This window comes from Luteimonas sp. R10, assembly GCF_045689605.1.
Classification (GTDB): domain Bacteria; phylum Pseudomonadota; class Gammaproteobacteria; order Xanthomonadales; family Xanthomonadaceae; genus Luteimonas.
The window spans coordinates 3,659,588-3,686,056 of sequence record NZ_CP141262.1 but is presented as its reverse complement, the minus strand read 5'-3'; the positions used below and the strand labels follow the sequence as shown (position 1 = coordinate 3,686,056).

Here is a 26,469-nt window from a genome sequence, read left to right as displayed (position 1 = left end):
CGTGAAGGGCTTGGCCATTGATTTGTACCGCCCGTGGCGACGGGCCTTCTCGTCGCAACGGAGAAGGGTGCCTCGCGGGCATGGCGCGCCCCTACGGTGGTGCGGATCCCGCGAATGGGCGCAGGTCCTGCCGATCCGACCCCGGGCCTGCGCCTAAGGAGGGCGGTAACACCAATGCCAGGGCTCGTAGACGATGCCGTGCGGGTTGTCGCGCGGATAGCTCATGCGGAAGCCGTAACCTTCGGCGTTGGCGGTCAACCAGGCGAAGGCATCGGTGGCTTCGAAGGACTCCTCGGCCGCCGGTTCGCCCGGCGCGCTGATGTCGAGCGCCAGGCCGGAGTGGTGCTCGCTGTAGCCGGGGGCCGCGTTGATCGGCAGGATCTCGTCGACCCGCTGGCCGCGCGCCTGCTTTCTCTCGAAGATGCCGAGCTGGTACGCGTGGCTGCGGTAGCCGGAAACCGCCTCCAGCACCACGCCGTCGCGATGCGCGGCCGCGCGCAGGTGGTGCCAGGCGCGCGCGGCGTCCACGTGCAACCAGAGCGGGCGCCGGTAGCGGTCGAATCCGGCGAAGGCGAGCCAGTCGGGCTCGGCGATCAGCGGCAGGCCGGTGTGCGCGGCGTAGCGGTCGGCATCGATGCCAAGCGCTTCCAGGCGCTCGTGCAGGCGGTGCGGCGGCAGCGTGCCGACGCGGTCGAGGCCGGACCGGGTATGCACCGGGATGGCGTCGAGCGCATCCAGCGCATCGTCGATGCCGTCCTCGCGCATCCAGCGCGGCAGCAGCGGCATCAGGCCCTCGGGCAGGTCGGCGGCGAGATAGCGGCCGTCGCGCTTGCGCCGCAGCACGTGGCGCGCGCGGGCGAGGATCCGGGCGTCGCGGTTGCCGCGCGCGCGCAGCAGGGCGGCCGGCCACAGTTCGACGTCCGGCGTGTTGATCAGGATGCGTGGATGCCTGCGCATGCGCCGCAGCTTAGCCTTGCGCGGCCGCGACCGCCAAATCCTGCGCTGCAGCAGCGCCTGCGACTGCTCGGCAGTCACGGCAGATCGAAACAGCGCGAAACACAGCGGCGACGCAAGGCCTGCCGCTTGCAAGGACATCGGCTTGTCCGAAGGTTCGCCGTCGCGACTTCCGTCGCTCCCACAAGGGCAGAAGCGACGGTAAACCGTCTATCGTGGAAGTGATGAAAGTCGCAACACCGGCCCCGTCGCGGTTGCCTCAGGCACCGCCCGGTGCGGACAGCAGCAGCGTTCCGGCCAGCAGCGCCAGCATGGAGGCGAGCAGCAACGCGATCACGATCGCCCGGCCGTGGCCGGGAAAGCGGCGTTCGATCAGTTTCACGACATGCAACATCATGGTGTCCTCGATTCGATGTGCGAGGGGCTTCGTACGATCCCGGCGATGCGGTCGATCAGCGCATCATCGGGGGTCTGCCCAGCTGCCGGTCCCCATGACCGGTCTTCGCGCGGTCAATGCGGCTTCTTCAGCACCAGGATCGCCGGCGACATCGGGCCGGCGAAGGCGAGGTTCACCAGCTCCCAGCCCTGTGCGCCGAGGCGATCGAGTTCGGCCTGGATCCTTTCGGCCTTCATGCCGCCCAACAGTCCCGGCTTGATCTCGACCACCTTGTAGTTCCAACGACTGCTCATGACTTCGTCTCCCTGCTCGATCCCTTTGCGGCCTTGTCCGGCAGCCGGCCGGCCTTGCGCAGCGCGTCGCGCAACACGTACTCGATCTGCGCGTTCAGGCTGCGCAGTTCGTCGTCCGACCAGCGCTGCATCGCGGCCAGGACCTCGGCGTTGATGCGTAGCGGATAGCCCTTCTTCTCGCTCATCGCGGTCCGTTCCGGCGCGTGCGCAGCGCATCGACCAGTACCGCCAGTCCGAGGCCGTTGACGGCCACGGCCAGCACCACCGCGACCGCGAGCATCCGCGTGCGGTCGCCACCGGCCCAGGCCAGCCCGGCCGCACCGGCCAGGATGGCGAGGCCGACCAGCCGCATCAGCGTGGCCAGCCGGCGCCGGTCGCGCGCGAACGCGCGCGCGGCCAGGAACGCCGGCAGGCTGCTGGCGGCGACGATCATCGGCAGGAGCAGGCCTTCGGGCATCGCCGGCTCAATACAGCGATCCGGCGTTGACCACCGGATGGGCACTGCGGTCGCTGCACAGCACGACCAGCAGGTTGCTCACCATCGCCGCCTTGCGCTCCTCGTCCAGCGCGACCACGCCGCTTTTCTGCAGTTCGGCCAGCGCCATCTCGACCATGCCGCAGGCGCCGGCGACGATCCGCGCGCGCGCCGCGACCACGGCGTTGGCCTGCTGCCGCTGCAGCATTACCTGGGCGATCTCGGGGGAATAGGCGAGATGGCTGATGCGCGCCTCCAGCACGTCGACGCCGGCCGAGGTCAGGCGCTCGTCGAGGTGCTCCTTGAGCCTGTCGGAGATCTCCGCGGCGTGGCTGCGCAGCGAGATCTGGCCGTCCTCGTGTTGGTCGTAGGGGTAGCTGGTGGCCATCGCCCGCAGCGCCGCCTCGGACTGGATGTGCACGAAGCTCTCGTAGTCGTCGACGTTGAACACCGCCTCGGCCGAGTCCACCACCCGCCACACGATCACCGCGGCGATCTCGATCGGGCTGCCGTCGAGTTCGTTGACCTTGAGCTTGCCGCTCTCGAAGTTGCGCACCCGCAGCGACACCTTGCGCTTGGTGAAGAACGGGTTGTTCCAGCGCAGGCCGTTGTCGCGCACGGTGCCGATGTACTTGCCGAACAGGCTCAGGACCGCGGACTGGTTGGGCTCGACCATGTACAGGCCGACCAGTCCGAACACCGCGATCGCGGCGACGAGGACGGCGCCGACGATCCGCGGCACGCCGCCGTCGCCGGTGGCCACGGTGAAAACGACGGCGTAGGCGCAGGCCAGCAGCACGGCCAGCAGCGCCAGCAACATCGGGATGCCGGGCAGCGAACGGATCGGGTTCTCTTTCATGGCGAAGTCTCCTCCGCCCCCCATGGGCGAATGAGTTATTGATATCTAATTGATATCAATTTGTCAATGCATCCCGATCCCGCCGCCATCGGCCGGCGGCGGCGCCCGCTTACAATGTCCGCCCGCCCGCGCAGGAATCCACGATGGTCAGTCTCGGCACGCCGCTGTCCCCGCACGCCACCCGCGTGCTGCTGTTGGGCTCGGGCGAGCTGGGCAAGGAAGTGGCGATCGAACTGCAGCGCCTGGGTGCCGAGGTGATCGCCGCCGACCGCTACGCTGACGCGCCGGCGATGCAGGTCGCGCACCGCAGCCGCGTGCTCGACATGCTCGATGCCGATGCGCTGCGTGCACTGATCGCCGAGGAAAGGCCGCAGCTGATCGTGCCCGAGATCGAGGCGATCCACACCGCGACCCTGGTCGAGCTGGAGCAGACCTTCGCCGAGGCCGGCGACGACACCCGCGTCATTCCGACGGCGCGCGCGGCATGGCTGACCATGGATCGCGAGGGCATCCGCCGGCTGGCCGCGGAAACGCTGGAGCTCCCGACCTCGCCCTACCGCTTCGTCGATACGCCCGGGGACTACCGCGCCGCGGTGGCCGAGATCGGCCTGCCGTGCGTGGTCAAGCCGGTGATGTCGTCGTCGGGCAAGGGACAGTCGCTGGTGCGGAGCGAGGCCGACGTCGAGGGCGCCTGGGAATACGCCCGCACCGGCGGCCGCGCCGGCGCCGGACGGGTGATCGTGGAAGGTTTCGTCGATTTCGACTACGAGATCACCCTGCTCACCGTGCGCCATGCCGGCGGCACCGACTTCTGCGCGCCGATCGGGCACCTGCAGCGCGAGGGCGACTATCGCGAGAGCTGGCAGCCGCAGCCGATGTCGCCCACCGCGCTGGCGCGTGCGCAGGACGTCGCGCGGCGCATCACCGACGATCTCGGCGGCTGGGGCGTGTTCGGCGTGGAGCTGTTCGTCAAGGGCGAGGACGTCTGGTTCTCCGAGGTCTCGCCGCGGCCGCACGATACCGGCCTGGTGACGTTGGTGTCGCAGGAGCTGAGCGAGTTCGCGCTGCATGCGCGGGCGATCCTCGGGCTGCCGGTGCCGCTGATCCGGCAGATGGGCCCATCGGCGTCCTGTGCGCTGCTTGCGGAAGGCGCCGGGGTGCCGGTGTTCTCCAACGTCGATGCGGCGCTGCGTGCGCCGGATTCGGCGCTGCGCCTGTTCGGCAAGCCGCACGTGGAAGGCCAGCGCCGGGTCGGCGTGACGCTGGCGCGGGGGCGCGACATCGACGGCGCGCGCCGCGCCGCCCGCGAGGCCGCCGAGGCCATCGCGATCGCGCTGGAATGACCATGCCGTCGTCCGCCTTGCCTGCCCCCTCTCACGGGCGAAGCAGGTCTCTTGCCGCGCCCGCCTGGCGTGGATGCGAATCCGACGATCGAAGGTTCAGGGAGAAACGAAGCGATGAATGCACACAACGGCTATGCCGTGTTCTTCTATCCGCAGGCGCTGGAGGTGCTGGGCGAGGCGATCAAGCCCTACCTGCGCGAGAGCCCGATGGGCGCGCACGTGGCCTGCGACGAGATCGACACCGGCGGCGCGCTGGTCGAGATGACCTTGCGCGGCCGCACCGAGCAGGGCGCCGACGTGACCGTGGAACTGATGGTGCCCAGCAGCATGGTGCGGATGATCGTCTCGACCCAGGGCGACGGCGACTTCGGCTTCGGCCCGCGCCAGACAGCCCCTTCCGCTACGACGAAGTAAGCCCCGTCGCCACGGGCGGTGCCAATGAATAGCCGCGCCAGGCAGCCCTTTCCGCCGCGACGAAGTAAGCCCCGTCGCCACGGGCGGTCAATGAATAGCCGCGCCAAGCAGCCCTTTCCGCTACGACGAAGTAAGCCCCGTCGCCACGGGCGGTGCCAATGAATAGCCGCGCCAGGCAGCCCTTTCCGCTACGACGAAGTAAGCCCCGTCGCCACGGGCGGTGTCAATGAATAGCCGCGCCAGGCAGCCCTTTCCGCTACGACGAAGTAAGCCCCGTCGCCACGGGCGGTGCCAATGAATAGCCGCGCCAGGCAGCCCTTTCCGCCGCGACGAAGTAAGCCCCGTCGCCACGGGCGGTGCCAATGAATAGCCGCGCCAGGCAGCCCTTTCCGCTACGACGAAGTAAGCCCCGTCGCCACGGGCGGTGCCAATGAATAGCCGCGCCAGGCAGCCCTTTCCGCCGCGACGAAGCAGCCCCGTCGCCACGGAGACGATCGTTGGCGCGGCGCGCTCCTACGGAAAGCGCAGGTCGATCCAGACCAGGCGGTGATCGCTGCCGTCGACGATGGCCGCGGCCGGGTCGTCCGGCGGCGGCCAGAACACGCCGCCGTCCACGAATTCGAAACCCGTCGACGGCAGGACGTAGTCCAGCCGCAACGGACCGACCCGCGGCCCGAAATCGCCGGTCGCGTGCGCCGGCGCACCGCGGCGCGTCCGGCCCGCGTCCCCGGCTGCCGCATCCGCGCCGGCGGCCGCGGCGACTGCCGCACCTTCGCTGGCCGGCGTGGGATGGCGCAGCACGCGCGGGTGTTCCAGCAGCTCGAAGATCGCCTCGTGGCGGCCGTCGCCGTCCACCGGGTCGTTGTTGAGATCGCCCAGGATCACGAAGCGCGCGTCCGCCTCCAGGCCGCCGCAGCGGCCGGAGTCGTCGCACAGCCAGGGCTTGTCGCCGGGCGAGAGGTACTCGGTCCACAGCCGGATCTCGTCGGCGTTGCGGGCGCCGTTGCGATCTTCCGGGCCGTCGAACACCGGCGGCGTGGGATGCGAGGCGAGCACGTGCAGCACGCCGGCCGGGGTGCGCACCGGGACGTCCCAGTGCGATTTCGACGACAGCCGCAGCTGCGCCCACACCGGGTCCGGATGCCACCACCGCCCGTTGTCCGGGTCGCGCGGCCGGCGCGCGTCCGGCATCGCGCTCCAGCGCAGCTGCCGGAACGCGCGTGCGGCCGCGGCGTCGATCGGGTACCTCGACAGCAGCAGCATGCCGTACTGCCCCGGATGCAAGCCGTAGCCCCAGGCATCGTTGCCGCGTTCGCGCCCGTCGCCGCCGACGGTGCCGTTGCCGTCCAGGTCCAGTCCGCTCGGCACCCCGGTGTTGACCGGCGCGAAGTAACGGTACGGGTAGCGCAGGCCCTCGCCGCCCCCGGCCTGCGGCGTTTCCAGGTACCGGCGCTGGAACAGGTCGGCGGCACGGCCGTCGGCGTCGTAGTCGAACTCGTTCAGCAGCACGACGTCCGGCCTCACCCGCTGCAGGACCGCGGCGACCTTGCGCGCCGCATCGTCGCCGGCGGTCAGGCGCCGCACCAGGCCCCCAGTGGTGTCCGCATACAGCGAGGCGTTGTAGGTGGCCAGGCGCAGATCGGCGTCGGACATCGCTTTCCGGTAGGCGTGGGGGTCGCCGTGGACGTGGACGCGCACGCAGGCGGTGCAGGCGAGCAGCGCGATGACGAGCAGGGCCAGGGCGAAGGAACGGGCGGATGGGCTCATGACGGGATTGTATAGGGGAGGCCGCCGCCCCCCGGCGTCTCACCCTTCCTCGATCGGCGCCCAGCGGCGACCGTCGAAGGCTTCCAGCGGACGGAACCGGCGCTTGTAGTCCATCTTGCCGTGGCCGGCGATCCAGTAGCCCAGGTAGAGGTGGTCGCGGCCCTCGCGCCGCGCCCATTCGATCTGCCGCAGGATCGCCAGCGTGCCGGGGCTGCGCGCGGCCTCGTCGGGGTCGTAGAAGGTGTACACGGCCGACAGCGCATCGCCGGTCAGGTCGGTCGCGGCCACCGCGAGCAGCCGCTGCCGCGCGCGCAGCTCGAGAAAGCGGCCCTGGGTCCAGCTGCCGAGCAGGAACTGGTCGAATTCGGCGGCGCCGTGCCCGTCCATGCCGCCCTGCGGATGGCGTGCGCGCAGGTAGCGCTGGTACAAGGCCAGCCGCTCGTCGTCGCGTTCGGCCGGCACCACCCGCGCCTCGACGTCGGCGTTGCGCGCGAGGCAGCGGCGCTGGCCGCGGTCGGGGCGGAACGCCGCCACCGGAATCCGCACCGCCACGCAGGCGCGGCAGCCCTGGCAATGCGGCCGGTAGACGATGTCGCCGGAGCGGCGGAAGCCCCACTGCAGCGCCTGCGGATAGAACTGCGCCAGGCGGGGATCGCGCGGGTCCAGCACCAGGTCGCGCGCGGTGCGGTCGGGCCAGTAGCCGCACGGGTGCAGGCCGGTGTGGAACAGGCGCAGGGAATCGGGCTCGCCCAGGCTCATGGCGACGGCCACTGCGGTGCCAGCGGCCACGACAGCAGCGCGGCGCCCGTTCCGGTGGCGATGCCCGCCCCGAGGTCGCGCGGGCGATGCCGCGCCAGCGCCAGCCGCGACCAGACCACCAGGGCCGCGAACACCAGCGTCGCCGCGCCGGCCCACCAGGTCCAGCGCAGCAGCATCAACGCCGCGAACACGGCGAAGGCGGCGTGCAGCGACAGCGTGCACCAGCGCGCGAGCAGCATGGCGACGGCGACGATCAGCGCCGACAGGCCCAGGTACGGCGCGACGTCCGCCGGCGCCCACGCCGCCAGCAGCGTCGATGCCACCAGCACCGGCAGCAGGAACCGGTGCAGGGCGCGGCGCTCGTCGCCGGCGCTGGCGTCGACGTGCGCCCAGCGGCCCTGCCGGACCCGGCGCCAGGACCAGCCCATCACCAGCGCGGCGGCGAGCGCGAAGGCGATCGCGACGCCGCCGGTGCCGGGCAGGCCGCCCGCCACGGCCGGCAGCAGCAGCGCCAGCGGCAACATCAGCAGCGGGTGGCCGAGGATCGAGACGGTGCGGGCAAGCGAGCGGGTCACGCGCCCAGCATACTGCGGCCGATCGCAGGCGCCGCGACTGTCCGCCGCCTGAACGCGGCCGACGTGCTGTCAACCGCAGGCCCGGGCGCCGCGTTGATCCGGGCACAGGCGGCGCATGGCCGTCGCCGTACACCGGAGAGACACACATGAAATCCAACCGTCTGTTTGCCGCGACCCTGTTGGCCCTGGGCACGTTCGCCGCCGCCGCGATGGCGCAGCCGGCCGCGGGCGAAGCGCGTCAGGAGGCACGCATGCCGCTCGACAGCAATGGCGACGGCGCCATCGACCGCAGCGAGGCGGCCGCGCATCCGCGGCTGGCGGAGCGGTTCGACCGCCTCGACAAGAACGGCGATGGCCGCATCGACGCCGGCGAACGGCCGCGGCACGGCGGCAAGCGCATGCACGATGGCCGCGGCCGGAGCCACGGCGGCTTCGACCGCATCGCCCGGCTGGACGCCGATGGCGACGGTCGCATCAGCCGCGCCGAACTCGAGCAGGCCACGGCCGCGCGCAAGGACGGCCGTGGCTCCCGCTTCGATCTGGCGCAGCACTTCGACGTCGTCGATACCGACCGCGACGGCCAGATCGCGCGCGGCGAGCTGCGCGCCTGGCATGCGCGCCAGCTTCCGCAGCGCCGCGCCGAGATGGCCGAACGCGCCGACCAGCGCTTCGCCGCCGCCGATCTCAATGGCGACGGCAAGCTGAGCCGGGTCGAGGTCGAGGAAAAGATGCCGCGACTGGCAACGAGTTTCGCCTGGATGGACGAAAGCCGCGACGGCTTCCTGAGCCGCGAAGAGCTCAGGCCGCAGCGGGCGCACTGAAAACAGGGAGCGTTGCAGCAAGGGGTAAGTCGGTAGTCTCCGCCCGCGTGTTCGTCGCACGCGGGCTTTTTTTGGCTCTTCTCCCAACTCCGGGAAAACGCGCACTCGAGCCGGCAGCCGCCCCCTTGTGGGAGCGACGGAAGTCGCGACGCGGTGCGCGATGCACGCCATTCGCATGCCGGCTCCGTGCGGTGTAGGGGCGCGCGGGCGGGCCGGCACGGCGCGGGGCTTTCCATGAGGCGCCGTTCCCTTTCCGGGGAAGGGCCCGGAGTCCGCCCGGCGTCGTGCACACATGCTCATCCGGCAGCTACCGTGCCCGGAGTCGGGAGAAGAGCTTTTTTCGATCGCGACGGCAGAGCCGGAGACAGGATCCGCCTGCCTCACATCGGGCCGTATCCGTGCAGGTAGCCGATCGCGAGCATCCCGAGCAGGCCGATGTTGGCGATCAGCAGGCCGCTCGGGCCGAAGGTGAGGCGGTAGACAAGTGCGCGCCGTTCCGCGCCCCTGGGATTGCGCTCGGCATCGCGCCGGAGCAACGGATTCATGATCCGCGGCAACGGCACCATCAGCTGGTAGTTCAGCACCAGGAAGCCGGCGGCAGCGATCGCCAGCGACGGGACTGGGCTGTCGAACAACCACACTGCGGCGAGCACCCCGACGCACATCACCGCGGCCATCGCCAGGTAGATGTTGTAGCAGCGCAGGATCCGCCGCCGCTCCTCGGCGTCGTCGGCGTAGCGCTCGAGCAGCTTGCGGCACAGCCAGGCGGTGACCAGGCTGGCCAGCACGCTGCCGCCGACCACACCCGCCGACCCGAAGAACAGCTTGCCGAGCACGCCGCCGGCCAGCGTCGACCCGGCGGTGGTCAGCCCCGCCGCCGCCGCCGGCTTGCTGAAGCTGCCCAGCGCCGTGACCACGGTGACCGCGAACGCGGCTCCCGGGGCGCTGCCGCGGGCGAATTCGCTGAAGCGCGCCAGCAGCTCGGTCCGCAGGCAGCCGCGGGCGCGCGAGAGCCGCTTGCGTACCGCCGCGTCGGACAGCCCCAGCAGGGATGCCACCTGGCGTGAATTCCGGCTTTCGCGGTAATACAGCAGCAGCACTTCGCGGCTGTCCTCGGGCAGTTCTGAGATCAGCTCGGCCGCGACGGCCTCGCGCTCGCGGTCGATCAACTGCCGGACCGGGGTGCCGGCCGGGTCCGCGGCCTGGGCGATCGCCAGTTCGGCGGCCTCGCCGTCGAGGGGCCGGTGCCGGTTGGCGCGCAGGTGGTCGTGCGCCAGGTTGCGCGCGATCTGCCGCAGCCACGGCAGGAAGCTGGTGGGGTTCTGCAGCCGGCCCAGTTGCTGCCAGGCCTTCAGGAAGGCTTCCTGGGCGATGTCCTCGCTGGCCGGGACGTCGCGGGTGATCGCCAGCGCCACGGCGGTGACGGTGTTCTGGCTGAGGGCGACGATGCGGCCATAGGCGTGGCGGTCGCCGGAAGCGGCGGCTGCCAGTTCACGATGGACCAGCTGTTCGATCGGCTGCTGGAGCGTCTCGGCGGACATGGCGGACATGGCATGAAACCGGTTCGGGCCTGTACCTCGGACGATTCCGGGCGCCGGGTGTGACCGCGCCAGGCAGAACTTCCCGCTGCGGTGAAATCAGGCCCGTCGCCACGGGCAGTGTCAATGACTAGCCAGAATGACCAATGGATGGCCCGCCATTCGGCCGTCAGAACGAGCGCACCAGCACCAGCGCGACCAGGATCGCGATCCCGACCAGCAGCATGCGCCGGTAGCGGACGATCTTCCGCTGCGTCGGCTCGGGCGCGGCGCGGCCCGAGCCCATCCTGCCGGGCGTGTAGGCGGTGGAGAGATAGCTGTCGCTGACCGGGCGCGTGGTGGGGCCGGCGAGCCCGGTCTCGCGCATGATCGCGCGCGCCCGCGGCTGGTCTTCCGAATGGGTCACCCAGACCGCCGGCTGCGGGCCGTTGTTGGCGCCCTCGCGATAGCTGAAAGTGCGGCGGCGCCCGCTCTTGTAGGAGCGGCCGTTGGTGATGCGCACCTCGATGCCCTCGTCGCGCAGCAGCTGCGCGACCTTCTCGACGTTCTCGAGGCGTTGGCTGCTGAAGATCTGTCTCATGCTTTCAATCCTTCGCCGGGACCTGCGCGACGGCGTCGGCGTCCGCCACCACCCGGATCAGTCCTTCCTGCGCGGTGCTGGCGACCAGGCGCCCGGCGCGATCGTAGATCAGCCCGCGTGCCAGACCCCGTGAATCCTGCGCGCTGGGGCTGTCGATCGAGTACAGCAGCCAGTCGTCGGCGCGGAACGGGCGATGGAACCAGAGGCCGTGGTCGAGCGAGGCCATCTGCACGCCGGGCTGGTAGTAGCTGATGCCGTGCGGAAAGGTGGCGGTGCCGAGCAGCTGGAAGTCGGAGGCGTAGGCGAGCAGGGCGCGGTGCAGTTCCGGCGCGTCGCCGACCGCCTCCGACAGGCGGAACCAGACCTGCTGGTAGGGCGGGCGCTTGGGCGGGTCGAGCTCGTCGCGCGGGTAGACGTGGCGGAACTCGAACGGGCCGGTGCGGTCGAGCCAGCGCTGCACCTTGGTCGGCAGCGTCGCCAGCACCGCCGCCGGGACCGACGGCGCCGGCGCGATGTCTTCCGGCACCGGGACCTCCGGCATCGCGAACTGGTGCTCGGCGCCGGCCTCGTGCTGCTGGAACGAGGCGGCGCAGAAGAAGATCACCTTGCCGTGCTGGATCGCGGTCACCCGGCGGACCGAGAAGGTGCCGCCGTCGCGGGTGCGGTCGACCTCGTAGACGATCGGATGCTCGATGTCGCCGGCGCGCAGAAAATAGGCGTGCAGCGAGTGCGCCTCGCGCGCGTGCGTCATCGTCGCCTGCGCCGCCGACAGCGCCTGTCCGAGCACCTGGCCGCCGAACACGTACTTGGTGCCGATGTCGCGGCTCTGGCCGCGGAACAGGTTGTCCTCGAGCCGCTCCAGCGACAGCAGTTCGATCAGTTCGGAGACGGGTGATTGCATGCGGGTGCGGGGCGGCGGCGGACCGGGGATTATAGGCGGTGCGCGGCATGTCCCGTCCGTGGGAGCGACACCCGGCGTCGAGGCCGCTATGGGAGCGGCGGCGGCATGCGCCGCCGGGCAGTCGCGACAGCCGATGCCATCGTCGTCCGGACCCGGTCGGTTCGCGGCGTCGCGACTCCCGTCGCTCCCACAAGAGCGCCGTGATGGCTGTCTTCCAGCTCTTGTGGGAGCGACGGAAGTCGCGACAGCCCGCGTTGAATGGACGCCCGCAGCTTCCGGAGGCTGCGTCGCTGCTAGGGAACCAGCCGCTGCAGCGGCACCGCATCCAGCACCTGCGGCCACGGGAACCGCGGCCCCGGGTCGCATTTGCGCGCGACCGTCCGCGCCGGATCGTCGCTGGCCGCGACGCGCGCGGTGTCCAGGTCCTCGTGCCCGGCGACCAGGCGCAGCGCCGGCAGCACGTGTGCCAGGTGCCGCAGCAGCAGCACCAACGCGTCGATCTGCGCGTCCGGGTAGGCTTCGTCCATCGCCTGGTGGCGCGAGTCGTACCAGTGCGGGAAGCGTCCGCGATTGACCAGCTCGATGCCGACCGAACGCGGATTCCAGCCGCGCACGTGATGGGCGATGCGCTCCGCCGGAACGAACTCGACGATCGCGCCGTCGCGATCGATGTACCAATGGCCGCTGGCGCCGGTGCCCGCGGCGGGATACAGCACGCGCTCGCCGTATTCGCGCGCCAGCGCCATGTCCGGCAGCTCGGTGCAATGGATCACCGCCAGGTCGATGTCCGACAGCGGCCGCGTTCCCAGGCGCGTCACGTAGGGCAGCGGCTGCGACGCGATCTGCGGAGCGGGGGCCGGGTCGGACGACATGCCGCGGATGCTAGCATTCGCGGATGAGCACGCTGCCGCCTCCGGGCTCCGAACTGCACCGGTTGATGACCCGTTTCCCGCGCAGCGGCAGGCTCGAATGGATCGGCCTGCGCCCCGCGCGCGAGGTGCCGATGCAGGAAGCCGGATCCGTCCCGGCGAGCGCCGGCGGCGGGCTCGAGGGCGATCGCTATCGCGGCGGCAGCGGCAAGCGCGGCGCCACCCTGATCCAGGCCGAGCACCTGCCCGCGATCGCCGCGCTGGCCGGCCTTCCCGTCGTGCAGCCGGCAACCTTGCGCCGCAACCTGGTGGTGTCCGGCATCGCGCTGATCGCGCTGAAGGGGTGCCGTTTCCGCATCGGCGAGGTGGTGTTCGAGGGCACCGACCCCTGCGATCCGTGTTCGCGCATGGAAGACGCGCTCGGCCCCGGCGGCTACAACGCGATGCGCGGCATGGGCGGCCTGTGCGCGCGCATCGTCGCGGGCGGCACGCTGCGGGTCGGCGATGCCGTGGAATGGATCGAGCCGTGACAGCGCGCGGGCATTGCATCCTCTCGCACGGTTTCGAGAGCGGGCCGGACGCGACCAAGGTCACCGCGCTCGCCGAGGTGGCCGAACGCCTGGGCTGGAGCCACGAGCGCCCCGACTACACCGATCTCGATGCCCGGCGCGAGATCAGCGATCTCGGCGACGTGCCGTCGCGGCTGCAGCGACTGCTGGCGAAGGCGCGCGGCGCGGCCGCGCGCGGGCCGCTGGTGCTCGCCGGGTCCAGCCTCGGCGCCTGGGTATCGGGGCAGGTGTCGCTGCAGGTGCCGGTAGCGGGCCTGTTCCTGATGGCGCCGCCGGTGCGCATGGGCGATGCGCCGCCGCTGCGGGCCGCACAGGTGCCGACGTCGCTGGTGCACGGCTGGGACGACGAGCTGATTCCTGCGGCGGAGGTGGTCGCCTGGGCGCAGGCGCGACGCGCACGGCTGCTGCTGGTGGACGATTCGCATCGCCTCTCCGGCCACGTGCAGGCCTCGGCGCAGGCCTTCGCGCAACTGCTCGAAACGCTGTGAGCGCTTGCCGATGTCCGCTTCGATGCCAGGTACGAACGCATGGCCCGTAGAGCCGAGCTTGCTCGGCTGCGCAGGCTCCGGAGCCGAGAGCCGCGGAGCGAACTCCGCTCTACGAGGGCGGGCCATGGCCGACCTGGTCGCCTGAAGTGAAATTCTTCGCCTCCTGCGCCAAGGGCCTCGAGTACCTGCTCGTCGACGAGTTGCCCGCGCTCGGCTGCGCGCGCGCGACCGCGGCGGTCGCCGGCGCCAACGTCGACGGCAGCCTGGCCGACGCCCAGCGCGCGGTGCTGTGGTCGCGCATCGCCAGCCGGGTGCTGTGGCCGCTGGCCGAGTACGACTGTCCCGACGAGCAGGCGCTGTACGCCGGTGCGCACGCGCTGGCCTGGCACGAGCACCTGGCGCCGGGCATGACGCTTGCGGTCGACGCCCACGTCTCTGGCGATGCGATCACCCATGCGCGCTACGCGGCGCAGCGGATCAAGGACGCGGTGGTCGACGCGATGCGCGCGCACGACGGTACCCGTCCCGACGTCGATCTCGACGCCCCGGACCTGCGGCTGAACCTGGTGGTGCGCAAGGGCAGGGCGGTGCTGTCGGTGGACCTGGGCGGTGGGCCGCTGCACCGCCGCGGCTGGCGCCGCGCGCAGGGCGAGGCGCCGCTGAAGGAGACCCTCGCCGCGGCGGTGCTGCTGCGCGGCGGCTGGCCGCAACGCTACGCCGACGGCGGCGTGCTGCTCGACCCGATGTGCGGCAGCGGCACGCTGCTGGTCGAGGGCGCGCTGATGGCGGCGGACGTGGCGCCCGGGTTGCAGCGGCTGCGCGGCACCGGCGTAGCGGCCAGCGCCGATATCGACGACGACGCCCTGCCGACGCACTGGCCCGGATTCGACCGGGACGCGTGGCGCGCGCTCTGGCGGGACGCGCGCGAACGCGAGCGCCGCGGGCGCGCCGCGCTGCGGCCGGCCTTCTTCGGCAGCGATCTCGACCCGCAGGCGATCCGGGCCGCGGCGGCGAATGCCGACGCCGCCGGCGTCGCCGGCGCCATCCTGCTCGAGGTTGCCGCGATCGACCGGTTGGCGGACGCGTTCGGGCCGCGCCGGCCGGGTTCGCCGGCTGCGCCTGCGGGGGGCTCCGGTGGGGAGAGCAGCGGAGCGAGCTCCGCTCTACGGGGTGGGGGCGGTGCGGGGGGAGCGGCGGGGCTGGTCGTCTGCAATCCGCCCTACGATGCGCGCCTGGCCGCCGACCCGGCCCTGTACCGCGCGCTCGGGAACGCGCTGAAGCGCGTCGTCCCGCGCTGGCGTGCGAGCCTGCTGTGCGGCGACGACGAACTCGCGTTCGCCACCGGGCTGCGCGCGCGCAAGCGCTACAAGGTGTTCAACGGTGCACTGGAATGCGCCCTGATCGTGTGCGATCCGGTCGCGCACGAAACCGCCGCCTCGGACGCGCCGCACGCGCTCTCGGAAGGCGCGCGGATGGTCGCCAACCGCCTGCGCAAGAACCTGCGCGGCCTCAAGGCCTGGCGCCGGCGCGAAGGCGTCGACTGCTTCCGCGCCTACGACGCCGACCTGCCGGAGTACGCCGCGGCGATCGACGTCTATGCCGAAGCCGATGATCCGGACCGCCGCTGGCTGCACGTGCAGGAATACGCCGCTCCCGACGAGATCCCGGAGCAGGTCGCCCGCCGCCGCTTCAACGACCTGCTGGCCGCCGCGCGCGAGGTGTTCGAACTGCCGCGCGAGCGCATCGCGCTCAAGACCCGCAGCCGCGGCAGGGGCGGCAGCAAGTACGGCCGCTTCGACGCGCGCGACGAGTTCCTGGTGGTGCGCGAAGGCGATGCGCGGCTGCGCGTGAACCTGTTCGACTATCTCGATACCGGCCTGTTCCTCGACCATCGCCCGCTGCGCGCGCGCATCGCCGCCGAGGCACGCGGCGCGCGTTTCCTCAACCTGTTCTGCTACACCGGCGCGGCCACCGTGCAGGCGGCGGTCGGCGGCGCGGAACAGACCACCAGCGTCGACCTGTCGGCGACCTACCTGCAGTGGCTGGCCGACAACCTGCGCGAGAACGGGATCGGCGGCAGCGCCCACCGGCTGGTGCAGGCCGACGCGCTGCAGTGGCTGGACGCCGAGCGCGGCCATTACGACCTGATCTTCTGCGATCCGCCGACCTTCTCCAATTCCGCGAGGGCGAAGGATTTCGACATCCAGCGCGAGCACGTGCGCCTGCTGCGGGCCGCGGCGGCGCGGCTGGCGCCCGGCGGCGTGCTGTACTTCAGCAACAATTTCCGCCGCTTCCGGATGGATGTCGACGCGGTGTCCGCGTTCGCCGCCTGCGAGGAGATCAGTGCGACGACGATCCCGCCCGATTTCGCCCGCAACCCGCGCATCCACAAGGCCTGGCGCCTGCGCTCGCCATAATCGGTTCGGCGCGTGTGGGAGCGACGGGAGTCGCGACTCCGCGAATCCGGGCGAGCCCATGCGGCGCCGGCGCGGACACTCCAGTCGCGACTTCCGTCGCTCCCACAAGGGACCCGCCGGCGGCAAGCGCAGCCGCGGAAACTCGCCGGCGATCCACCGGTGGCACCATTCGTTCCATCGGTGGCGCTGCAATCCCGGCGCCGGGCCCCCACCTCGTGGGCAGTCATCCGCAACAGGAGCCGTCATGAGCGCCACCGCCCCGATCCGCCATGCGCGCATCGCCCGCAAGATCCGCGGCAGCGCCGCGTCCGACGGCGCCGGCGTCAAGCTCACCCGGGTCATCGGCGCCGCCGAGCTGCCGGGCCTCGATCCGTTCCTGCTGCTCGACGAGTTCGGCACCGACCGCGCCGAGGACTACATCGCCGGTTTCCCGGACCACCCGCACCGCGGCTTCGAGACCGTCACCTACATGCTCGACGGCCGCATGCGCCACCGCGACAATCACGGCAACGAGGGCCTGCTGGTGCCCGGCGGCGTGCAGTGGATGACCGCCGGCCGCGGGCTGGTGCATTCGGAGATGCCGGAGCAGCAGGAAGGCCGCATGCGCGGCTTCCAGCTGTGGGTCAACCTGCCGGCGAAGGACAAGATGGCCGAGCCCCGCTACCAGGAGTTCGGACCGGAGCGGATCCCGGTGGTCGCACCCGCCGCGGGCGTGGAGGTGAAGGTGATCGCCGGCCGCGTCGGCGAGGTGTCCGGCCCGATCGCGCAACCGGCGACCGACCCGGTCTACCTCGATGTCGCGCTGGCACCGCGCGTCGGTTGGCGCCATCGCCTGCCCGAGGGCCACAACGCCTTCGCCTATGCCTTCGAAGGCGCCCTGACGATCGGCGAGGGCGAGGATGCGCGCGCGCTGGAGGCACGGGAACTGGCGGTGCTCGGCGGCGGCGAGGAACTGGCGCTGCAGGCCGGTGACGCCGGCGCGCGGCTGATCCTGGTCGCGGGACGGCCGTTGCGCGAGCCGGTGGTGCGCCACGGCCCGTTCGTGATGAACACCCGCCAGGAGATCATGCAGGCCTTCGTGGACTTCCAGGAAGGCCGCTTTTGAGGAGCAGAAACGCGTGAAGAGGAGTGAGAAACGAGAGAGGGCAGCCCAAGACCCGCGATGCCGCCGTTCCCGCTCTACCGCGCTCTCCCGTTTCTCACTCCTCTCCAGTCACTCCTGCTACACGGTCGTGGCTTCCGCGGCCGCCTTCGGCGGCAGCTCGGCCTTCTCGCTGCCCAGCCACTTGTAGGCGATACCGCCGATCATGCCGCCGAGGATCGGCGCCAGCCAGAACAGCCACAGCTGTCCGAGCGCGCCGGAGCCGGCGAACAGCGCCACGCCGGTCGAGCGCGCCGGATTGACCGAGGTATTGGTCACCGGGATGCTGATCAGGTGGATCAGGGTCAACGCCAGGCCGATCGCGATCGGCGCGAACGCCGCCGGCGCCAGCCTGTGCGTCGCGCCCATGATGACGACGACGAACATCGCGGTCAGCACGACCTCGATCAGGAACGCCGCCGCGGCGCCGTAGCCGCCGGGCGACAGCGCGCCGTAGCCGTTGCTGGCGAACGCCCCGGGCGCGGCGGGATCGATCATGAACCCCGCGGCGCCGCTGGCGACCAGGAACAGGATCCAGCCGGCGAAGACCGCGCCGGCCACCTGGGCGACGACGTAGGGCAGCAGGTCCTTGGCGGCGAAGCGTCCGCCGGCCCACAGGCCGAAACTCACCGCAGGATTGAAGTGGCCGCCGGAGATATGGCCGAACGCGTAGGCGCCGGTGAGCACGGTCAGGCCGAACGCCAGCGAGACGCCGAGCAGGCCGATGCCGAGCGGATTGCCGTCGCCACCGAAATTCGCCGCCAGCACCGCACTGCCGCAGCCGCCGAGCACCAGCCAGAACGTGCCGAGGAACTCGGCCGCGAGACGCTTGATCATCACACTTTCCCCCAGGCATGGATGGCCGAAACGGCCGCCGTAAACGCTAGATCAGGCCCGCGATAATGTTGTTCAGATTTCGTTATCAGGCATCCGCCCGGATGCAGCGGCGCAGTGCCGGGCCGGGAACCGGACGATCAGTTGCTGCTGAAGCGCGTGTCCTCGAAGCGCAGTTCTTCCACCGTGCGCATGCTCTGCTGCATCTCCTGTTCGCTGTCGGCATGCAGCCAGATGTGGACCACGCGGTCCTCGTCCAGCTCGAGCAGGGTCTCGCGCACCAGCTTGTCGGGCTCGGAGGCGACTTCGCCGCTGTACCAGCGGATGTCCTGGCCGTTGATCACGCCGCGCTCCTCGCGGTTGGCGCGGCGCGGCTGGAACGGCGAGTCGGCGGCGAGATAGAGCCCGAAGGCTTCGCGGCCGTCTTCGGTCACCGCGCGGCAGACGACGAACGTCTCGCCGCTGCGTTCGGTCCAGGTCAACCCCGAATCGCCCGGCAGCCGTGGACAGGCATCGGCGACCTGCGCGCGGGCCGGTGCCACGGCCGCAATCATCAGTCCCAGCGCAGCCATTGGCGCCAGGGTGTGGATCGTGAACTTCATGAAAACATCCCCTCGAGTCCGAACGCAGCGTGTGATCCACCGCAAAAAAGTGGCCTCCCGGGCCTGACGATAGTCGGCCATCGCGGGTCGAATTGTGATGTATATCACTTTTCCGGCAAGGGAACGAATTCCTCCTCGTCGCCGGGGATCCGTCCGAACCGGCCCCGGCGCCGGTCTTCCTTGGCACGGCTCGATGCGCTCGCGCGACGAGGAGACGAAGTTCCACCATCCGTGGCGACCGTCGTCCAGCGGCTCGCCGCCGAACGGCATCGTCTTGAGCGGGGTGGTGGCGCGCAGCGTGGCCGGAGCGCCGGGATCGAGCGCCACCAGGGCGGCGAGCGGTTGGAATGCGCGATGCCGCGCCCGGCGGTCATCCAGTTCATCCGTGGCCAGAACAGCTTCTTCGCACGCCCACGCGCTCAGCCGTCGCCATCGAATCCCGGCAACGGCAGCGCGCCGCGCCGCGAGGCCAGCCGGTCGGCGAGCCGGGTCGGCTCCGGCAGCCGATAGCGGGTGGTGTAGCGCAGCACCAGGGCGGTCGCGGTGTCGACCGACACCTCGTGCCCCGGCGAGACGATCAGCGGATTGCAGCGCGGCTTGCTGCGCAGCGCCTCGCCGACGCGTTCGCCGCGCAGCAGCAAGGGCGTGCGGTCGCCGCGTTCCGGGCCCGGCGGATCGAAACGCACCGCCAGCGGCTTCTTCGCCACGCCGATGCTGGGCAGCCCGGTGACCACGCCGAAATGCGCGGCGATGCCCAGCCGGCGCGGATGGGCGATGCCCTGGCCGTCGACCAGCACCAGGTCCGGCCGTTCGCCGAGCAGTTCCAGTGCGGCCAGCAGCGCCGGCAGCTCGCGGAAGCTCAGCAGGCCCGGCACATAGGGCATGGAGGTCGGCACCCGCGCGACGTGGGCCGCGCGCGGCTGCAGCGTCTCGGCGTCCAGCAGCACGACCGCGGCGCGGGTGGTGCCGCCCGCGTCCTCGAAGCCGACGTCGAACCCCGCCAGCGTGCGCGGCGGATCGCGGAACGCGTCGCGCAGCGACACCTGCCGCGCCAGCTCCACCTGCAGCGCCCGCGCGCCGGCGATGCTGCCGTCCCAGTCGCCGAAGACCGCGCCGGCCACGCTCAGAACCGCCGGTGGTCCAGCGTGGACGCGCCGTCGGCGGCGATCCGCACTTCGAACAGGTCGCCGTAATCCTGCTCGGCCAGCGGCGCCACCGGGCAGGCGCACAGCGCGGACACGATGCCCGGCACGGTGTTGCTGTGGCCCACCACCACGACGGTGGCGCCGGCGTGGCGCGTGTGCAGCACGGTGGCGAGCGCCGACGGCGGTTGCGCGGGGTCGTAGTCGCGGACCTCGATCCCGTGCCGCCGCGCGATCGGCTGCGCGGTCTGCCGCGCGCGCCGGGTGGGCGTGGCATAGACGGCGCTCACCGGTTCCTCGGCCAGCAGCTCCGCCAACGCCTCCGCGCGGCGCAGGCCGGAGGCGTCCAGGACCGGGTCGTCCCCGTCGGCGACCTTTTCCGCATGGCGCACCACCAGGAAGGCGGTCCGGGGCGAGTCCGGCGGGGCGGCCGCCGCCGAGGGGGTTCGCGCCGGCTGCGCGACGCAACCGGCCAGCATCAGCGACAGCAGCAGGATGATCGGGCGCATCGGAGGCTCCGTTGGCGAGTGCCCGCCATCATCCGCGTCCTCCGCGGAGGAGGGAAGGGGCTGGATCATTGCCCGCGCGACAACAGCAACAGCGCCAGCCCGAGCGCCGCCGGCAGCGCCTGCACGAACAGGATCTTGCGGTTCGCCGTCGCTGCCCCGTACGCCCCGGCGACCAGCACGCAGGCCAGGAAGAACAGCTTCACTCCGAAACCGTCGACCCCCAACAGCAATCCCCATGCCAGCCCCGCGGCGAGGAATCCGTTGTACAGCCCCTGGTTGGCAGCCAGCACCTTGGTCGCCGCCGCGAATTCGGCGGTGGTGCCGAACGCCCGGCGACCCGCCGGCCGCTCCCACAGGAACATCTCCAGGACCAGGAAATACAGATGCAGCAGCGCGACCAGGGCAATGACGAGATCCGCGAGCAGGGACATGGTTCGGTCTCCGTGGGACGTGACGGTGTACCAGGCAACCTAGGCAGAGCGCCACCCGCGGAAGCGACGACTCCTCAACCGGCAGGCGCCAACGCGATCAGCAGGCCGCGCGCGGCCTTGAGGCGGGATTCGGCGTCGGGCAGGTCGAGGGTCACGCGCAGCTTGTCGGGGCCGTCCATGCGGTAGTGCTTCGGCTGGCCCTGGATCAGGCGGATCACCGCCATCGGATCGACGCGCGGCTTGTCGATGAACTGCACACGGCCGCCGGCGGGGCCGAGGTCGAGCTTGTGCAGGCCGAGCGCGGTCGCTTGCAGCTTGAGGTCGGCGACGGCGAACAGGTGCCTGGCCGGGTCCGGCAGCAGGCCGAAGCGGTCGATCATCTCCACCTGCAGTTCGCGCAGCGCGTCGCCGTCGCGTGCGCCGCTGATGCGCTTGTACAGCGTCAGGCGGGTGTGCACGTCGGGCAGGTAGTCCTCCGGAATCAGCGCCGGCACGTGCAGCTCGACCTCGGCGCCGCGGTCGGGCGCCTCGTCGGCGTCCGGCAGCTTGCCTTGGCGGATGCTGCGCACCGCGCGCTCCAGCAGCTCGGTGTACAGGCTGAAGCCGACCTCGGCCATCTGCCCGCTCTGGTCCTCGCCCAGCAGCTCGCCGGCCCCGCGGATCTCGAGGTCGTGGGTGGCCAGGGTGAAGCCGGCGCCGAGCTCGTCCATCGCCGCGATCGCATCCAGGCGCTTGTGCGCGTCGGCGGTGATCGAGCGCTTGTCCGGGATCACCAGGTAGGCGTAGGCGCGGTGGTGCGAGCGGCCGACGCGACCGCGCAGCTGGTGCAGCTGCGCCAGGCCGAAGCGGTCGGCGCGGTTGATGACGATGGTGTTGGCGTTGGGGATGTCGATGCCCGACTCGATGATGGTCGTGCACAGCAGCGTGTTGAAGCGCTGCTTGTGGAAGTCGAGCATCACCTTCTCCAGCTCGCGCTCGGGCATCTGCCCGTGGGCGATGCCGATGCGCGCCTCCGGCACCAGTTCCTGCAGCTCGCGCTGCATGCGGCCGATGCTCTCGACGTCGTTGTGCAGGAAGTACACCTGGCCGCCGCGCGTGAGCTCGCGCTGGAACGCCTCGCGCAGCAGCGCGCCGTCCCAGGCGGTGACGAAGGTCTGCACCGCCAACCGGTGCGCGGGCGGGGTGGCGATGATCGACAGGTCGCGCATGCCGGCCATGGCCATGTTGAGCGTGCGCGGGATCGGCGTGGCGGTGAGCGTGAGCAGGTGCACGTTGGCGCGCAGCGCCTTCAGCGCCTCCTTCTGGCGCACGCCGAAGCGCTGCTCCTCGTCGACGATCACCAGCCCCAGGTCCTTGAACGCCACGTCCTTCTGCAGCAGGCGGTGGGTGCCGACGATCACGTCGAGCGTGCCGTCGGCGATCCTGCCGATCTCGGCCTTGATCTCCTTGGGGGTCTTGAAGCGCGACAGCACCTCGATGCGGATCGGCCAGTCGGCGAAGCGGTCGGCCATGGTCCGGTAGTGCTGCTCGGCGAGCAGCGTGGTCGGCACCAGCACCGCCACCTGCTTGCCGGCGGTGGCGGCGACGAAGGCGGCGCGTACCGCCACCTCGGTCTTGCCGAAGCCGACGTCGCCGCAGACCACCCGGTCCATCGGCTGGCTGGAGCCGAGGTCGCGGATCACCGCCTCGATCGCGGCGTGCTGGTCCGGAGTCTCCTCGAACGGGAACGCTGCGGCGAACGGCTCGTACATGGTGCGGTCGACGTCCAGCGCAAGGCCGGCGCGGGCCTGGCGCTTGGCGTGGATCTCCAGCAGTTCGGCGGCGACGTCGCGGACCTTTTCGGCGGCCTTGCGCTTGGCCTTGGTCCAGGCTTCGCCGCCGAGCGAGTGCAGCGGCGCGGTCTCCGGAGAGGCGCCGGAGTAGCGGTTGATCAGGTGCAGCTGCGCGACCGGCACGTACAGGCGGTCGCCCTTGGCGTATTCGATCTCCAGGTACTCGCCGGGGGTGCCGCCGGCTTCCAGCACCACCAGCCCGCGGTAGCGGCCGACGCCGTGGTCCTCGTGCACGATCGGCGCGCCCTCGGCCAGTTCCCCCAGGTCGCGGACGATCGCCTCCGGCTCGCGCCCGGCGCGACGCGCGCGGCGCGGCTGGGTCGCGCGCTCGGGGAACAGCTGGCGCTCGGTGAGGATCGTGACCCGCGGCGCGTCGAGCGCGAAGCCGTTCTCCAATGGGGCTACGGCGATGGCGAAGGACGCAAGCCCTTCTCCCTCCGGGGCGAAGCGATGCGCTTGCGAGCCATTGGCTCGCGCATCGCTGAGCGCCTCTGCGCTTTGCGCAGAGGCCGGGGCGTGGGTTGGGGTGAGGGTACGGCGAAGTCGCGATGGTTCAGACGCCTGCCGCTCCGCCGCACCCTCATCCGGCGCTTCACGCCACCTTCTCCCGGAGGGAGAAGGGAAAAGGAACGCCGTGAAATCCTGCAGCACCGCCGGCGCCAGGCCGGCCGGCTGCAGCAGTTCCAGCAGCGCTTCGCGGCGGCCGGCGCTGTCGGCGGCGATCAACACGCGGCCGGGATAACTGGCGAGGAAGGACTTCAACGCGGCGGCGGGCTCGGCATCGCGGGCGGTGAGCGGCAGGTCCGGCGCCGGCTGATCGCCGAGCGCGACCGCCTGTGCATGGTGGGCGTGGTCGGCGCCGGCGACCTCGATCCGCTCGTCGCGGTTGAGCCGCTCGCGCAGCGCGTCGGGCGACAGCCAGAGTTCCGCCGGCGGCAGCAGCGGACGCTCGATGTCGTGGCGCCGCTGCTCGTAGCGCTCGCCGATCTGCGACCAGAAGTGTCCGGCCGCTTCCAGCGCCCCCGACTCGATCACCGGGACCGTGCCCTCGGCCAGGTAGTCGAACAGGACGGCGGTGCTCGCCGGCTCCTGGTTCGCGTCCAGCAGGCGTTCGCGCGGCGGCTCGAAGAACAGCGGCAGGTAGTATTCGACGCCGGCCGGCGCCAGTCCCGACTTCAGGTCCTGGAACAGCGAACTGCGGCGCTGGTCGATGTCGAAGCGCTCGCCGAGCGCCGCCATCGCGTGCTCGCGCGCGGCCTCGTCCAGCGGCAACTCGCGCCCGGGCAGCATGCGGATCGCCTCGACCTTGTCGAGCGAGCGCTGCGATTCCGGCTCGAAGCTGCGGATCGATTCGATGTCCTGGTCGAACAGCTCGATCCGGTAGGGCGCCTCGGCGCCCATCGGGTAGACGTCGAGCAGGCCACCGCGCACCGCGAAGTCGCCGGGGTCGAGCACCTGCGGCACGTGGCGGTACCCGGCCGAATCCAGGCGCCGCTTCTCCGCGTCCAGGTCCAGCCGCTGGCCGACCCGCATGTCGAAGGTCCGGCCGATCACGTAGCTTCGCGGCGCGACGCGCTGCATCAGCGTCTGCACCGGCACCACCACGATGCCGCGCTCCAGCGCCGGCAGACGGTGCAGGGCGGCCAGGCGCTGCGAGACGATGTCCGGGTGCGGGCTGAACTGGTCGTAGGGCAGCGTTTCCCAATCCGGGAACGGCAGCACCGGCAGGTCCGCGGCATCGCCGCCGAGGGTGCGCAGGTCGCTCTCGATCTGGTGCGCGTGCTGGTTGTCGCGGGCGACCACCAGCAGCGGGCGTTCGTGCGCCCGGGCGGCGCGCAGGATCGACCAGGCCAGCGCCGAGGGCGACGCCGGGGCGCGCCACCAGGCGCGCTGCTGGCCGCGGCGGGGCAGCGGAGGTACGGGAAGAGTGCGGGAGATCATCGAGCCGCCCATTGTAACCGCCGTCGCCATCGCGGCGCGGATGCGTAGGCGCGGGCGGCGGTACCGGGAGATTCCGTCTGCGCCGGCGAGGCGGCGCCTAGAGATCCATGACGACGCGAACCAGGCCGGGCGTATCGGTGGATTCGCGGCGGAAGCCGAGCGACTTCGACAGCGACAGCATCGGCTGGTTCTGTTCCAGCACGTCGCCGTACAGGCACTGGAGCTTCTTGCCCTTGGACCAGCGCACCAGCCGCAGCATCAACTGCCGGCCCACGCCCATGCCGGCGATGTAGTGACTCACCAGGATGGCGAATTCCGCGTTGCGCGTATCCGGCACCATCGACACCCGCGCGACGCCGCCGACCATGGCCTCGCCCGGCGGCAGCGGCTCGGCCGCCACCAGCGCGAACTCGGTCTTCGGGTCGGGGCGGGTCAGGCGCTCGGCCATTTCCGGCGTCAGCTCCTTGACCGAATAGAGGAAACGCTGCCGGATCTCGTCCGGCTTGAGCAGGCTGAAACCGGCGCGCAGCGGCACGGCGTCGTCGGGCCGGATCGGCCGGATCAGGAGCTCGCGGCCGTTGGCGAGTCGGATCTGGTCGTGCCACGGAGGAAGGCGGTTGCGGACTGCCATGTTCACGATGCTGCCATGGGGCAAGTGAAGCTGTCCTCTACAACATCACGATGTGCACGCGACGTGGACATGAGAATGCGGCGCCGTGACAGCTGCGGCGTGCCGATGTCCCGGAGACATCGGGGATGGGTCGCAGTGCTGCCTGTGGGAGCGACGCCAGTCGCGACGGAGCGGATGGCGGTGTTAAGGACCGCGTGGAGTTGTGCGGGTCGCGACTTCCATCGCTCCCACAGTCTCCCAAGGACAATCCGGTTCCGCGGTTCAACGGCTTGCGCAGGCCGGACCCGGTCAGGTCGGCGCGCGCAGCCAGTCCAGCCGGGCGTCCGCGCCGGGCTCGCCCAGCAGTGCACGCATCTCCTGCAGTGCCGGGGCCAGCGCCGCATCCAGGCGCCAGGGCGCATTGAGCAGCAGCAGGCCGCTGCCGTTCATGCGCAACGGCGAGTCGTCCGCGCGCACCAGCAACTCGCACAGCAGGATCGACTTCGCCGGCAGTGCCGCGGCGGCGCGATAGAACGGCTGCAGTGCGCGGCGTTGCTTGACCGGGTACCACAGCGCGTATGCCGCCTGCGGCCAGCGCCGGAGTCCGTCGCGCAGGGCGGCCAATGCCGGCTTGAACTCTTCGAGCTGCTGCTCGTACGGCGGATCGATCAGCACCAGTCCGCGCGCGAAGCGGGTCCCGCCGACCCGCGGCGGCAGCAACGCGCCCAGTGCGGCGTAGCCGTCGCGGGCGTGCACCGCGACGCGCGGCTCCTCGCGGAAGGCGGACCGGAGCGCATCCGCCTCTTCCGCCTGCAGCTCGCAGCAGGCGATGCGGTCCTGCGCGCGCAGCGCGTGGGTGAGCAGCCAGGGCGAACCCGGGTACGCCGCCGCACCGTGCGCGTCGCGGCAGGCGCGCACCGCGTCGAGATAGCGGGCGAGCGCCGGATCGTCGACGCCGGCCGCGTGCAGGCGCGCCACGCCCCCGGCCGCCTCGCCGGTGCGTTGCGCCTGGGCATCGTCCAGCCGGTACAGGCCGCGCCCGGCATGGGTATCGAGTGCGAAGCAGGGCGCCGGTTTGGCGGTCAGCGCGTCGCACAGCGCCAGCAGGGCGGCGTGCTTGAACACGTCGGCATGGTTGCCGGCATGGAAGGCATGGCGATAGTTCATTGGGGGGATGGTAGCCGGGGGGCCGGGCTGGAGCAGGAACAACGAACAGCCGCGCCAGGCAGTCCCATCCGATGCGACGCGGTATCACCGTCGCCACGGGCAGCATCCAGTGAATAGCCGTTCCAGCCAACCGTCGTGATCAGACAAGCCCATTTTGGCGATGGCTCCGGGAGAGGTCGTCGGCTTCGGAGCCAGCGGCGCCCGGGCCGGGGCATGCTCCCCGGCTCGGTCGGGCCATCCA

General features: G+C 71.3%; 28 protein-coding genes and 1 pseudogene. 7 read left to right on the top strand and 22 right to left on the bottom strand.

What is annotated here, in order from left to right; translation table 11 throughout:
* Positions 1 to 153 precede the first annotated feature (153 nt).
* The 6 genes from U3649_RS16030 to U3649_RS16005 all read right to left on the bottom strand — a co-directional run bounded on the left by U3649_RS16030 (position 154) and on the right by U3649_RS16005 (position 2,978).
* Positions 154 to 957, bottom strand: coding sequence for a M15 family metallopeptidase (locus U3649_RS16030; RefSeq protein WP_407352298.1), 804 nt, complete (start codon positions 955 to 957; stop codon positions 154 to 156).
* A gap of 256 nt (positions 958 to 1,213) precedes the next feature.
* Positions 1,214 to 1,351, bottom strand: a complete 138-nt coding sequence (locus U3649_RS16025; protein WP_407352297.1) for a hypothetical protein — start codon at positions 1,349 to 1,351, stop codon at positions 1,214 to 1,216.
* A gap of 113 nt (positions 1,352 to 1,464) precedes the next feature.
* Positions 1,465 to 1,644 (bottom strand): DUF4177 domain-containing protein, encoded by a 180-nt coding sequence (locus U3649_RS16020; protein WP_407352296.1) that lies wholly within the window; start codon positions 1,642 to 1,644, stop codon positions 1,465 to 1,467.
* Complete coding sequence (locus tag U3649_RS16015) at positions 1,641 to 1,829, bottom strand: Arc family DNA binding domain-containing protein (protein WP_407352295.1); 189 nt, start codon at positions 1,827 to 1,829, stop codon at positions 1,641 to 1,643. Before U3649_RS16015 ends, U3649_RS16020 begins: the two co-directional genes overlap by 4 nt.
* Positions 1,826 to 2,101 (bottom strand): hypothetical protein, encoded by a 276-nt coding sequence (locus U3649_RS16010; RefSeq protein ID WP_407352294.1) that lies wholly within the window; start codon positions 2,099 to 2,101, stop codon positions 1,826 to 1,828. The genes U3649_RS16015 and U3649_RS16010 overlap by 4 nt, the downstream gene beginning before the upstream one ends.
* 7 nt (positions 2,102 to 2,108) lie before the next feature.
* On the bottom strand, positions 2,109 to 2,978 hold the full coding sequence (locus U3649_RS16005; RefSeq protein ID WP_407352293.1) for an SPFH domain-containing protein: 870 nt from the start codon (positions 2,976 to 2,978) through the stop codon (positions 2,109 to 2,111).
* 143 nt (positions 2,979 to 3,121) lie between these two features.
* Between U3649_RS16005 and purT the strand changes: the two genes are divergently transcribed.
* Positions 3,122 to 4,321 (top strand): formate-dependent phosphoribosylglycinamide formyltransferase, encoded by a 1,200-nt coding sequence (purT, locus tag U3649_RS16000; protein WP_407352292.1) that lies wholly within the window; start codon positions 3,122 to 3,124, stop codon positions 4,319 to 4,321.
* A 114-nt stretch (positions 4,322 to 4,435) separates the two neighbouring features.
* Positions 4,436 to 4,735, top strand: a complete 300-nt coding sequence (locus U3649_RS15995; RefSeq protein ID WP_407352291.1) for a hypothetical protein — start codon at positions 4,436 to 4,438, stop codon at positions 4,733 to 4,735.
* A 513-nt stretch (positions 4,736 to 5,248) separates the two neighbouring features.
* Here U3649_RS15995 and U3649_RS15990 read toward each other — a convergent pair.
* From U3649_RS15990 to U3649_RS15980, 3 genes are read right to left on the bottom strand one after another with little or no spacing between them, the layout of a single operon-like run.
* On the bottom strand, positions 5,249 to 6,502 hold the full coding sequence (locus tag U3649_RS15990; protein WP_407352290.1) for an endonuclease/exonuclease/phosphatase family protein: 1,254 nt from the start codon (positions 6,500 to 6,502) through the stop codon (positions 5,249 to 5,251).
* 39 nt (positions 6,503 to 6,541) lie between these two features.
* Positions 6,542 to 7,261: an arginyltransferase gene (locus U3649_RS15985; protein WP_407354641.1), complete on the bottom strand. Its 720-nt coding sequence runs from the start codon at positions 7,259 to 7,261 to the stop codon at positions 6,542 to 6,544.
* Positions 7,258 to 7,836 (bottom strand): hypothetical protein, encoded by a 579-nt coding sequence (locus U3649_RS15980; RefSeq protein WP_407352289.1) that lies wholly within the window; start codon positions 7,834 to 7,836, stop codon positions 7,258 to 7,260. Before U3649_RS15980 ends, U3649_RS15985 begins: the two co-directional genes overlap by 4 nt.
* Before the next feature lie 146 nt (positions 7,837 to 7,982).
* Here U3649_RS15980 and U3649_RS15975 point away from each other — a divergent pair, with 146 nt between their 5' ends.
* Positions 7,983 to 8,657: an EF-hand domain-containing protein gene (locus U3649_RS15975; RefSeq protein WP_407352288.1), complete on the top strand. Its 675-nt coding sequence runs from the start codon at positions 7,983 to 7,985 to the stop codon at positions 8,655 to 8,657.
* 380 nt (positions 8,658 to 9,037) lie between these two features.
* On the opposite strand, the gene U3649_RS15970 is transcribed toward U3649_RS15975, so the two are convergent.
* The 4 genes from U3649_RS15970 to U3649_RS15955 all read right to left on the bottom strand — a co-directional run bounded on the left by U3649_RS15970 (position 9,038) and on the right by U3649_RS15955 (position 12,548).
* Positions 9,038 to 10,198 (bottom strand): RNA polymerase sigma factor, encoded by a 1,161-nt coding sequence (locus tag U3649_RS15970; protein ID WP_407354640.1) that lies wholly within the window; start codon positions 10,196 to 10,198, stop codon positions 9,038 to 9,040.
* A 166-nt stretch (positions 10,199 to 10,364) separates the two neighbouring features.
* Positions 10,365 to 10,775, bottom strand: coding sequence for a pathogenicity-like protein (locus tag U3649_RS15965; protein ID WP_407352287.1), 411 nt, complete (start codon positions 10,773 to 10,775; stop codon positions 10,365 to 10,367).
* Positions 10,776 to 10,779: 4 nt separating this feature from the next.
* Positions 10,780 to 11,676: an acyl-CoA thioesterase II gene (gene tesB / locus U3649_RS15960; RefSeq protein WP_407352286.1), complete on the bottom strand. Its 897-nt coding sequence runs from the start codon at positions 11,674 to 11,676 to the stop codon at positions 10,780 to 10,782.
* A gap of 293 nt (positions 11,677 to 11,969) precedes the next feature.
* Complete coding sequence (locus tag U3649_RS15955) at positions 11,970 to 12,548, bottom strand: N-acetylmuramoyl-L-alanine amidase (protein WP_407352285.1); 579 nt, start codon at positions 12,546 to 12,548, stop codon at positions 11,970 to 11,972.
* A 23-nt stretch (positions 12,549 to 12,571) separates the two neighbouring features.
* Here U3649_RS15955 and U3649_RS15950 point away from each other — a divergent pair, with 23 nt between their 5' ends.
* The 4 genes from U3649_RS15950 to U3649_RS15935 all read left to right on the top strand — a co-directional run bounded on the left by U3649_RS15950 (position 12,572) and on the right by U3649_RS15935 (position 17,124).
* Positions 12,572 to 13,075, top strand: coding sequence for an MOSC domain-containing protein (locus U3649_RS15950; RefSeq protein ID WP_407352284.1), 504 nt, complete (start codon positions 12,572 to 12,574; stop codon positions 13,073 to 13,075).
* Positions 13,072 to 13,602, top strand: coding sequence for a hypothetical protein (locus U3649_RS15945; RefSeq protein WP_407352283.1), 531 nt, complete (start codon positions 13,072 to 13,074; stop codon positions 13,600 to 13,602). The genes U3649_RS15950 and U3649_RS15945 overlap by 4 nt, the downstream gene beginning before the upstream one ends.
* 146 nt (positions 13,603 to 13,748) lie before the next feature.
* Positions 13,749 to 16,019, top strand: a complete 2,271-nt coding sequence (rlmKL, locus tag U3649_RS15940) for a bifunctional 23S rRNA (guanine(2069)-N(7))-methyltransferase RlmK/23S rRNA (guanine(2445)-N(2))-methyltransferase RlmL (RefSeq protein WP_407352282.1) — start codon at positions 13,749 to 13,751, stop codon at positions 16,017 to 16,019.
* 244 nt (positions 16,020 to 16,263) lie between these two features.
* Positions 16,264 to 17,124, top strand: a complete 861-nt coding sequence (locus tag U3649_RS15935; RefSeq protein ID WP_407352281.1) for a pirin family protein — start codon at positions 16,264 to 16,266, stop codon at positions 17,122 to 17,124.
* A gap of 117 nt (positions 17,125 to 17,241) precedes the next feature.
* Here U3649_RS15935 and aqpZ read toward each other — a convergent pair whose 3' ends face one another.
* The 9 genes and pseudogenes from aqpZ to U3649_RS15890 form a co-directional block, all read right to left on the bottom strand.
* The gene (aqpZ, locus tag U3649_RS15930; RefSeq protein WP_407352280.1) at positions 17,242 to 17,997 is read right to left on the bottom strand and encodes an aquaporin Z; all 756 of its coding nucleotides are present in this window, start codon (positions 17,995 to 17,997) and stop codon (positions 17,242 to 17,244) included.
* A 137-nt stretch (positions 17,998 to 18,134) separates the two neighbouring features.
* The gene (locus tag U3649_RS15925) at positions 18,135 to 18,596 is read right to left on the bottom strand and encodes a hypothetical protein (protein ID WP_407352279.1); all 462 of its coding nucleotides are present in this window, start codon (positions 18,594 to 18,596) and stop codon (positions 18,135 to 18,137) included.
* 104 nt (positions 18,597 to 18,700) lie between these two features.
* Positions 18,701 to 18,917: pseudogene (locus U3649_RS15920) on the bottom strand (pirin-like C-terminal cupin domain-containing protein); the annotation flags it as partial.
* Positions 18,918 to 19,015: 98 nt separating this feature from the next.
* Positions 19,016 to 19,723 carry a deoxyribonuclease V gene (gene nfi / locus U3649_RS15915; RefSeq protein WP_407354639.1) on the bottom strand — a complete coding sequence of 236 codons (708 nt, stop codon included), beginning with the start codon at positions 19,721 to 19,723 and terminating at the stop codon, positions 19,016 to 19,018.
* Complete coding sequence (locus U3649_RS15910) at positions 19,720 to 20,247, bottom strand: histidine phosphatase family protein (RefSeq protein ID WP_407352278.1); 528 nt, start codon at positions 20,245 to 20,247, stop codon at positions 19,720 to 19,722. The genes nfi and U3649_RS15910 overlap by 4 nt, the downstream gene beginning before the upstream one ends.
* 65 nt (positions 20,248 to 20,312) lie before the next feature.
* A complete protein-coding gene (locus tag U3649_RS15905; RefSeq protein WP_407352277.1) occupies positions 20,313 to 20,678 on the bottom strand; it encodes a DUF1304 domain-containing protein in 366 nt (121 codons plus the stop codon).
* A gap of 74 nt (positions 20,679 to 20,752) precedes the next feature.
* Positions 20,753 to 24,451: a transcription-repair coupling factor gene (gene mfd, locus U3649_RS15900; protein ID WP_407352276.1), complete on the bottom strand. Its 3,699-nt coding sequence runs from the start codon at positions 24,449 to 24,451 to the stop codon at positions 20,753 to 20,755.
* Between the two features lie 97 nt (positions 24,452 to 24,548).
* A complete protein-coding gene (locus tag U3649_RS15895; RefSeq protein WP_407352275.1) occupies positions 24,549 to 25,082 on the bottom strand; it encodes a GNAT family N-acetyltransferase in 534 nt (177 codons plus the stop codon).
* A 288-nt stretch (positions 25,083 to 25,370) separates the two neighbouring features.
* Positions 25,371 to 26,228 (bottom strand): 23S rRNA (adenine(2030)-N(6))-methyltransferase RlmJ, encoded by an 858-nt coding sequence (locus tag U3649_RS15890; protein WP_407352274.1) that lies wholly within the window; start codon positions 26,226 to 26,228, stop codon positions 25,371 to 25,373.
* Between the last annotated feature and the right edge of the window lie 241 nt (positions 26,229 to 26,469).